The 7417-nt window shown below is 46.5% G+C and carries 9 protein-coding genes and 3 tRNA genes; 1 reads left to right on the top strand and 11 read right to left on the bottom strand.

The window, feature by feature from the left end; genetic code table 11:
* On the top strand, positions 1-435 hold a 435-nt coding region (locus G1ANC_RS03115; protein WP_164998001.1), incomplete at its 5' end, for a CPBP family intramembrane glutamic endopeptidase.
* Here the strand turns inward: G1ANC_RS03115 and G1ANC_RS03120 are convergent.
* From G1ANC_RS03120 to G1ANC_RS04060, 11 genes are all read right to left on the bottom strand, one after another.
* Complete coding sequence (locus G1ANC_RS03120; RefSeq protein ID WP_129693560.1) at positions 425-1600, bottom strand: replication-associated recombination protein A; 1176 nt, start codon at positions 1598-1600, stop codon at positions 425-427. The two genes, G1ANC_RS03115 and G1ANC_RS03120, sit on opposite strands and share 11 nt — an antisense overlap.
* Before the next feature lie 121 nt (positions 1601-1721).
* On the bottom strand, positions 1722-2204 hold the full coding sequence (locus tag G1ANC_RS03125; RefSeq protein ID WP_129693561.1) for a hypothetical protein: 483 nt from the start codon (positions 2202-2204) through the stop codon (positions 1722-1724).
* Between the two features lie 174 nt (positions 2205-2378).
* Positions 2379-3338 carry a hypothetical protein gene (locus G1ANC_RS03130; protein WP_129693562.1) on the bottom strand — a complete coding sequence of 320 codons (960 nt, stop codon included), beginning with the start codon at positions 3336-3338 and terminating at the stop codon, positions 2379-2381.
* 94 nt (positions 3339-3432) lie between these two features.
* A tRNA-Ala gene (locus tag G1ANC_RS03135) sits at positions 3433-3508 on the bottom strand.
* A 60-nt stretch (positions 3509-3568) separates the two neighbouring features.
* Positions 3569-3645, bottom strand: a tRNA-Val gene (locus tag G1ANC_RS03140).
* A gap of 1 nt (position 3646) precedes the next feature.
* Positions 3647-3723: transfer RNA gene (locus G1ANC_RS03145), tRNA-Ala, on the bottom strand.
* A gap of 179 nt (positions 3724-3902) precedes the next feature.
* Positions 3903-5702, bottom strand: a complete 1800-nt coding sequence (locus G1ANC_RS03150; protein WP_129693563.1) for an ABC transporter ATP-binding protein — start codon at positions 5700-5702, stop codon at positions 3903-3905.
* A 2-nt stretch (positions 5703-5704) separates the two neighbouring features.
* A complete protein-coding gene (locus tag G1ANC_RS03155) occupies positions 5705-6127 on the bottom strand; it encodes a nucleoside 2-deoxyribosyltransferase (RefSeq protein WP_129693564.1) in 423 nt (140 codons plus the stop codon).
* A 12-nt stretch (positions 6128-6139) separates the two neighbouring features.
* Positions 6140-6583: a hypothetical protein gene (locus G1ANC_RS03160; protein WP_164998002.1), complete on the bottom strand. Its 444-nt coding sequence runs from the start codon at positions 6581-6583 to the stop codon at positions 6140-6142.
* A gap of 39 nt (positions 6584-6622) precedes the next feature.
* Positions 6623-7024 carry a hypothetical protein gene (locus G1ANC_RS03165; protein ID WP_129693566.1) on the bottom strand — a complete coding sequence of 134 codons (402 nt, stop codon included), beginning with the start codon at positions 7022-7024 and terminating at the stop codon, positions 6623-6625.
* A 1-nt stretch (position 7025) separates the two neighbouring features.
* Positions 7026-7417 (bottom strand): hypothetical protein (locus tag G1ANC_RS04060; RefSeq protein ID WP_164998003.1); only part of this gene is annotated, 392 nt, incomplete at its 5' end.

A 7417-nucleotide genomic window follows, 5' to 3' on the forward strand; every position in this document is an offset into this window, starting at 1 on the left:
ATATTCAATGTCTGGATGGAAGAAGGCCTGTTTCGCGGGTTGTTCGAGAAATTACTGCGCCAAAAATATAAATTTGCGGCAACGATTTTCATAAGCGCCCTGCTGTTCGGACTTTGGCATGTAGCAATGCCGATTCGATCGTTCCTTGACGGTGAGTTTTCGCTGGTTCAGACAGCAATTTTTAGCGTTGGCTATATTTTGTTCGCTTTCATGTTTGGATTAAAAATGAGCTGGCTATATAAAATGACAGGAAGTTTGTGGCTTGGCGCAGCAGATCACTTTTTCAATAATGCGATAATTAATATTGTGCATGTCGTCTCAAACCAAGGAAATGATAGCTTGCAAATTGCGCGAATATTCTTAGCGCAAACTTTGTCGTTTGTTTTTGTGTGGATTTTATGGCGAAGATCCAATAAAAAGTCTATCAGCGGCTAGAAGATTCTTCCCTGACTTCTTCCGGTAAGAATCCTTTTTCGTGCTGGAAGCCAGCTTGCCATTTGTAATCTTTGTTATAACCTAGATCTTTCATGAGCTTGGTCGGAGCGTTACGAAGATGCAGCGGCACCGGCGAGTTCGGGTACTTGTGCGCCAGAGAAAAAGCCTCATTCATCAAATCAGTAATCTCGCGCGATTTCTGGCTGCGAGCCAGGGCGATGGCACAGTGGAATAAATTGTATTTGGCTTCGGGTAAGCCAACTCGCTCCACCGCTTCAAAGGCAGCAACTGCCAGACTCAGCGCACCGTTGCCAGCCAGCCCAATGTCTTCTGACGCGAAAATCACCATCCGCCGAGCGATGAATTTCGGGTCTTCGCCAGCATCAATCATCCGGGCTAAATAATACGCCGCAGCCACCACGTCACTACCGCGCAGCGACTTGATGAACGCTGAGATGACATCATAATGCGCGTCGCCTTTTTTATCATAGCCCGGCAATCGCCGCTGAGCCGCTGCCTTGACCACCTCGGGCGTGACTTTCTCGCCAAAACTCAATGCCAATTCCAAATTACCCAAGGCCACCCGCGCGTCGCCGTCCGCCAATTCTGCCAGATAATCCAAAGCTTTGGGCGACACCCGCTTGGTTTGTTTCAAAGTCTTCAGCGCTCGCTTCAGCACCAGTATAATTTCATCTTTCGTCAGTTGCTGCAGCACTAGCACCCGCGTCCGGCTGAGCAGCGGCGTGATCACCTCAAAGCTCGGGTTCTCAGTGGTCGCGCCAATCAAAGTAATCAGCCCGCTCTCGACATGCGGCAAAAAGGCGTCCTGCTGCGCCTTGTTAAAGCGGTGGATTTCATCAACAAACAAAATTGTCCTCAGTCCCAAATTCCAGTTCTGCCGAGCGTGTTCAATTACCCGTTCAACGTCCTTCTTGCCGCTGGTCACGGCCGATAGCTCAACAAATTCGGCATTGACTTCGCGGGCGATAATTCGTGCCAAGGTGGTCTTACCCGTCCCTGGCGGTCCCCACAAAATCAAACTGACCGGTTCGCCACGCCGGGCAATCTGGCGAAGTAACTCGCCTTCGCCCAGCAAATGACTCTGTCCAATCACCTCATCCAAGGTTTGCGGCCGCATCTGCTCCGCCAGCGGTATTCGTCCCATGCTTCTATTATACGCGCCAGGCGGAAAAATCTCACGCGGAAGATTCAGGGATCATACGCGGAAGATTCAGGGATCATACGTGGAAGATTTGGAAATGTTACGCGTAAGAATAACATCACAACTAATCAATAACCATTGAAATTTTTTCTGAGCGATACGCTCGCACTGCCTTCAGTGCCATGCGCGCAATCGGCCCAGCAGCTAATATTTGCCACCAAAACGCCGCGCAGAAATTCATCGGCCAAGCCGAGGCAAAGCGCAGCAGCAACTCAGCCAGCGGTGTACCTGCCAAGACAAGCCCGATCAAGCTCATCGCCAGCGACATGCCCGTCACCATGCACACCGTTCGCGCCAGTGCATGAGCTTCTGCACTGTCTTTCGCGCGGACAAAACGCTTCATAGCTTTTTGCGCCAGATTCGATACGAGCAAACCCTCAACAACCATGACGATTGCGAAAATCACTGGCTGCAGCAGTAGCGCTCTTCCTAGCGATTGCATTGACACGCCAGCATGTAAAAATGTATTCAGCAAATTCATAAAAATTGACATCGTAAACGCCATGACGACGCCATAAAATACTCCTTCTCGCTTAGTGCGGGGCACATTTCCTCCTTTGGTTAATGATTTTTTGGCAACAAAAAAGTTGCGCGTTATCGGTGCAACTAGGGTGTTTTATCTTTACAACATTACGCTTTTACTGGCAACTTCGGCGAACTTTAACCGCGGCAAAAGCAACGTATTGACCTCTGAAAATCTTAGCAGGGCGACGGAGTTTTGTCAAGATTCGAACAGCTCATTGATCAAGAGAACTGCCGGCTCAAATATTACAGCGTCTATTGTCTTTCCTTCTTCAATATAGTCGGTCAGTTTTGGTAACATATGCAAACTTGCCCAATTGATAATCTGATTTGACGTTGGCTTTCGCTTAGCAAGCAACCTTTCAAACGATGGACGCAACTCATCGACAGCCGGATAAGGCCTTCCAGTAAGTTGAGGACTTAAATACCCACCGATTGTGCGGCTAGCGATACAATAAGCTAAAAGCTCGTTATACACCGAGCGCCACGTATAGCCAGACGGAGACACAAGTTTTTTCGGAAGGATAAGCGTCTCATATGATAATCTACCCGCTTCTTGAAATAATTTTGATTGCTGAATTAGTCCATGCGCATACTCGTGAAGTATGACGATTCTGACAGCCTCTTTTTTCTGGTCATTAAATGAATAAGGTGGTCGCAGGAGTATAAAGTTGCTACTACTAATTTTATGTCCAGCAGGACCACTTGCTTCTGGGCGTGGCGGTAATAGGAATACAGTACTATCCTGTACAGCTTGCCTATCCAACCCCAGAAAAACAGCTATTTTTTGCAACTGTAGATACAGATCATCATATGAAAAATCATTTATAGCATTACGCCACATAACAAGGCTTTCATAACAATCTTGCCAAATACTATCGAACCTATCGATAAGAGGAGTAGAAATATGAGCAATTAAACGAGATTTTTCATCGTCAAATTCTCCGCCATATAACTTCCGCAAAATATCGTAAGGATTAAGATCTGACTGTATAATAGTGCGTACTTGCGACAAAATAAGATTATCGGCAGGTTGAATAACTTGGTGATAATAAGTGAATAGTGGATGTTCAAACGCATACGATGTATCCCACTTAGAAACTGTTTGCAGCCAGTAAAAGAACGCTGTGTTTTTATTAATCGTCGCTATGATATTCATCTGCCTCATTATAGCAAACATCAGAAGCACCATAGGATTGAAAAGTCAAAATAACGGCAGCGTCCATTATTACGCTGCCGTTTTCATACTATTTTGGTGGAGATAGAGGGACTCAAACCCTCGACCTCAGCAATGCGAATGCTGCGCTCTATCAGCTGAGCTATATCCCCATGCTTGTGGCTAAGTTGTTTACAAGGATAACTATTCCCAAAAACCGTTTACGCCTAAATTGGTGGACCTTGCAGGGCTTGAACCTGCGACCTCACGAATGTGAATCGTGCGCTCTAGCCAACTGAGCTAAAGGTCCGTGGTGGAGCATACCGGATTCGAACCGGTCACCTCTTCGCTGCCAGCGAAGCGCTCTAGCCAAATGAGCTAATGCCCCAAAAGTTCTCTCCCCATCTACAATATCAAAAAACCGCTACAATTTCTAGTAGCGGTTTGTGCTGCTACGCGCCCACCCGGGGCACGGCGTTGGTATGATGTTTGTTTTCGCAACAGGGCGGCCCCATTGCGTACCAGCATAAGCATATTATCGCGCAACGTTTAGTAAATTGCAAGTGCTTATTCAATTTGGCTAGCAAACATTTTATAGAATTCACCGCGGCGAGCTACCAACTCGTCAACGCTACCCTGCTCGACGATCTTGCCGTTTTGCATCATATAGACAACATCGGCTTTTTTGATAGTTGTATAACGATGGCTGATAGCGATGATAGTATTGCCATGCTTGCCGAATAGCCGAGCGAAAATCCTTGATTCTGCCAAGGCATCGATAGCGCTAGTTGGTTCGTCTAGAATAACAATTGGCGCCTGGCGATAAAAATTACGCGCTAGCGCCAGGCGCTGCCATTGCCCGCCCGACAAATCAACGCCGTTAGTACCATCATCGTGCTCAAACCATTGCCCGAGAATCGTATCGCGCTTCTTGGGCAATTTATCAATGAAAGCGCTGGCTTCAGCCTGCTTGATTGATCTTTGATAATGCTGCTCGTCATAGCTGCGCTGAACGTCTCCGTACACAACGTTCTCATAAGCTGTTGCAAATCGATATTTTATGAAATCTTGTTGCAGCACTCCGAGATAGCTATGCCACGAACTCTTATTAATATCCGTCAGCGACACGTTATCAAGCAAGACCTGGCCGCGCGTTGGCTGATACAACCCCAGCAACAATTTAATAAGCGTCGATTTGCCAGCGCCATTTTCGCCGACAATAGCAATCCGTTGGCCAGCGCGAATTTTCATGTTAATATCGCTTAGCACTAGCTTGTCGTTTTTGAGGTAATGAAACGAAACATTCCGCAGTTCAATCGTCTGCGGCGGTTCGAGCAATTTCCGACCTTCATTCAAGTTTCTCGGCAACCGCATAAACCTTTGGAAATCAACCATCGCTGCAATATCCTGATCAATGCTATTGAACTGTATAATTAAACCGCTCATACCGCCAAGCGCCCTCGACATCATTTGCTCGACCAGAACAAACTGGCCGACCGGCTGAACACGATGGATAATTTGCAGAACAATCGACAACAGCCCAACTAGCTGAGCTATTGCTTCGACAACGTCGGCCGCCAACCGTTTGATAATATAAGCGCGCTCAAATTGAATACGCTCGAGCTGATCTTTGTCGCGCCACTTCGCTCGCATATCTAACATATAGCGCGCTGCGTTATAAATACGCAGTTCCGCCAAATTTTGCGGCTGCATCACATTCCAAGAAATTGAATCACTGCGGCGCCGAGCTTCGGTATATTTACGCCAATGCTCTGTCTGCAAACGCGACAACTTTAGCTGAACTATTGCGCTAGGAATAATCGCTAAAAACAATATCAAGCCAATCCACCAGCTAACAGAAAATAGCGAGGCTAAGGCTACTATTACACTAACAATTGACGCAATTATCCTAGCCATAGCGTCGAAGAAGCGCGAGAAAAACGAAACAAAACTTTGCGCCTTATCAAACATGTCGGCAGTGTCCTTGTCGTCATAACGCCAAAAATCAATACTAACAAAATGCTCATACAACTGGTCGCTAATAGCCGAGTTGATTTTATACGAAGTGAATTGATCTATATAATTTTGCAAACTATTCCACGCCATCATAAGAATTCCCAGCATCACAGTCGCTGCAACACACCAAATTGCCCTTGCGCCTGCTTGCTCGTCACCGGCGAAGCCAGCCGCCAGATAAGTAGTCGCTTGCGCGGCCACAAACGCAGTAACTAACGGGATAGCCGAACCGATAATCGTACCGATTATTTTGGTAATCGCCGCCAGCGGAGAAGCTTTATAAGTCGTTATCGCCACCGTGCCAAAAGCTTTTAGCGTTTCATTGAAAGATAGCTTCTTTGGTTCTGTCATGATTAATCGCATTCAGATTTTATCAGGGTAATAATAGCAGTATCTAGCTCGCTTTCACTATGCCAGGTTTGCGTCTGCCTAGCGAGATCTGGTAAATACGATTTGCCGGCAGCGCTCTGATGCTGCGCCAATAGAATTGACTTATCGCGAGCTATAGCAGCACCGATTTCTATCAGCATACCTTCACTGCGGCGCGGCGAAGTTTGAATCGCTAGTATTTTGTCGCACTCATTCATTTGATCAATTGCTCGCCGCAAAAACTGACGCGGGCTGCCGTAACTTTCGGTCGCACTATCAAACAAATTACAATAAACCTCATGCCCGCAGCTCTCGAGCAAATCAACCACCCGGCGCATACGCGCTTCAACTTTCAGTTTGTCCTCGCCAGTAAAAGCATACGAACAGAATATTTTATGCTTTTTCATAATCCTATTTTATCATCTAGCTGGCAAAAGCTTCGTAAAAGAAGTTATAATCCTCTGGCGCAACGCGTTGTCGAGTGGAACTATCGCTGCGTGATTACGCCCGCCGAGAGTCATGTGTTCAATAATTAACGATAAACCGCGTACGATCTTGATACAAGCGATTTCTCGCTGAGTCGTCGGCTCCTCGCCCAACTGCTCAATGACCAAACGCCGAATATTGCACATACGTTTGGCAGTTTCGGGGCGTTCCATCTCGCGGTTGTACGTAAAATTAACTACATCGTACCAGCGCGGCCAATCATCACGAAAACTCTCGAAGTCAACTAACCAATATCTATCACCGTCATACAATAGATTATTTTCGGTAAAATCCGCATGCATCGGTCGAGCTTCGCACAAGCTATGATTATCACACAAGAACTCCAAACTAGCCCGAAATATTTCCGGCGGTATCACTTCTAAATTAAACCCGGAAATAATTCGTTCTAGCTTATGCTAAATATATTCTCCGTCTTTATTTTGTCGCGACCAGCGCGAGCAACTACGTTTCTGATTGCGAAAATAGTGATCCATTTGCACGAAGCTTTGTACAAAAAAGTCATCAGGCACGTCGGCTAGCTCTGGCGTCCATCCGTCGATAAATTGCGTTAAGATTTTCACATCGTCATGATACAGCAATTTTGGTACAGAAAATGGTATATCGTTAAAATTACGAGTCAATTTATCAAAAGTTCGCAAACCATTCGCTTCACGCAATATTTCATCTTTACCAGTCACCCCGGGCTGCGACCGCTTGCAAAACACGCGCTCACCAAGCCAATCTACTTCGCTGACCACAAACCTATGATTCTGGCGAATGACTCTGATAGTTTTTAGGTTGGCGGTATCATTCTTCATCTTATTCTCCTATATGAATTAGGAACTCGACGCCATCTTCATACACTACATCATTAATCGCGACTTCGTAAATATGTTTGTCATCGCGAAACGCAAAAAATCGGACGGTTTTATGTTGCTGCCAGGCTTGGACTACTTCCGCCCGCACGCCATCAGCAATATCGCCAAATACCCACAGCTCATCAGCGCGCGCCACCAGCGTATTATTGGCGCGTCGCACCGTGTCACGCTCTACCGCGTCGAGCAAAAAATAATCAAAACTGGCAAATGGGTTGATCGGCACAGCGCCTTGTTCGAGTGCAAATTTCGTTACGAAAAATCTCATGTAAAAATATTTCTTGGACATGGCGGCAAACACAACCGTGTCGGCGGGTTTGATAGTGAGGGCGCGAT

It is taken from the genome of Candidatus Nanosynsacchari sp. TM7_ANC_38.39_G1_1 (assembly GCF_004138385.1).

What these genes read in the sequence shown, in the direction of transcription:
- G1ANC_RS03120 (WP_129693560.1), bottom strand. Translation starts at nt 1,600, where the DNA reads ATGGGACGAATACCGCTGGCGGAGCAGATGCGGCCGCAAACCTTGGAT.
- G1ANC_RS03130 (WP_129693562.1), bottom strand. Translation starts at nt 3,338, where the DNA reads ATGAATATCATAGCGACGATTAATAAAAACACAGCGTTCTTTTACTGG.
- G1ANC_RS03150 (WP_129693563.1), bottom strand. Translation starts at nt 5,702, where the DNA reads ATGACAGAACCAAAGAAGCTATCTTTCAATGAAACGCTAAAAGCTTTT.
- G1ANC_RS03155 (WP_129693564.1), bottom strand. Translation starts at nt 6,127, where the DNA reads ATGAAAAAGCATAAAATATTCTGTTCGTATGCTTTTACTGGCGAGGAC.
- G1ANC_RS03165 (WP_129693566.1), bottom strand. Translation starts at nt 7,024, where the DNA reads ATGAAGAATGATACCGCCAACCTAAAAACTATCAGAGTCATTCGCCAG.